Source organism: Rhizobacter sp. P3_B12, from assembly GCF_056402895.1.
This window is the reverse complement of the sequence record NZ_JBFUGN010001268.1, coordinates 1-1,458: the sequence shown is the minus strand read 5'-3', so window position 1 is coordinate 1,458 and position 1,458 is coordinate 1. Positions and strand designations below refer to the sequence as shown.

The 1,458-nt window shown below is 66.5% G+C and carries 1 protein-coding gene; it reads left to right on the top strand.

Annotation, left to right across the window (positions count from 1 at the left end):
- A partial coding sequence (locus AC1D01_RS34395) for a replicative DNA helicase (RefSeq protein ID WP_477873948.1) occupies positions 1-1,385 on the top strand: 1,385 nt, incomplete at its 5' end.
- Between the last annotated feature and the right edge of the window lie 73 nt (positions 1,386-1,458).

Genomic DNA, 1,458 nt, shown 5'->3' with positions numbered 1-1,458 from the left:
GAGTCCGCATGAGCCGGCGTCCCGAAGCCTTCGATGTGCCCCACAGCGCCCCGCACAGCGAGGAAGCAGAGCACAGCGTGCTGGGCTCGCTGCTGTTCGACAACCAGGCTTTCGAGGTGGTCGGCACGATCTTGAAGCCGGAGCACTTCTACCAGCGCGACCACCGGGCGATCTACGAGACGATCAGCGAGCTGCTCATGGCCGGCAAGCTGGCCGACCTCATAACCGTCCACGACCGCGGCGGCCACAGCATGGTGTACCTGAACCAACTGCTGCAGTCGGTGACGAACAGCCGGGCCGCGGCGAGGCACGCCGAGCTGATCGTCGAGCGCTGGCGGGAACGCGAGGTGATGCGCCTGGGCGCGGCGGTCGCCGACGAGGTCATGCGCGGCGCGCACGGCGCCGATGGCAAGCCGCAGCCGGTCGACCAGGTGATCGACCAGATGATCACGAAGCTGATGGCGCTGAACGCCGTAGCGGAGCGCAACGAGCCGCGCGACATCAGCGAGCTGGTCGTGAGCTACCTCGACGACCTACAGCAGCGCTACGACGGCAAGGAAACGACCATCCAGACCGGACTGAAGGATCTGGACCACTGCACCGCGGGCGGCGGCCGGCCGGGCGAGCTGTGGGTGATCGGCGCCAGGCCGAGCATGGGGAAGACGGCCATATGCCTGACGCTCAGCCGCAACGTGGGCCGCAAGCACTACGTGCTGATGCTGACGCAGGAAGACAGCTTGAACTCGCTGACGGCCCGACAGGTGGCAGCAGCCGGGCGCGTGAACCTCGCGGACCTGCGCAATCCGCGCAACGCGCCGGAGAGCATGTGGGAGGGCGTCAGCGAAGGCATCGACGCGCTCGGGAAGCTGCACATCGCGATGGACGACCAGGCGGCGCTCAGCATCATGGACGTGCGTCGCAAGATCCAGCAGGTCAAGCGCCGGCACAAGAAGCTCGACCTCGTGATCATCGACTACCTCCAACTGATGGAGGGCGACGGCGACAACCGGAACCAGGAGCTGGGGAAGATCGCCAACGGCCTGAAGCGGGCGGCGAAGGAATTCGGCGTCTGGGTCATCTTGCTGTCGCAGTTGAACCGCGACTCGGAGAAGCGTTCGACCGGCATGCCGCAGATGAGCGACCTGCGCGACAGCGGCGACATCGAGGGCGCGGCCGACCTGATCGGGCTGCTGCACCGCGAGCACCGGCGGGCGCCGACCGAGGCCAACAAGTTCCACGCCGAGCTGCTGGTGGTCAAGCACAAGAACGGCCCGACCGACACGCTGAACTTCAGCTTCGACGGCGCCTACCAGCGCTTCTCGGATTGGGAGGGGCCGCCACCCATGAAGGCGCTGAGCAAGCAACGCGGCGGCGGGCTGAACTGAATCGCGACCAGACCGAGGGAGAAGACATGTTGACGATGAACATCCGCTTCGATGCGGCGCAGATCGCGAAGGC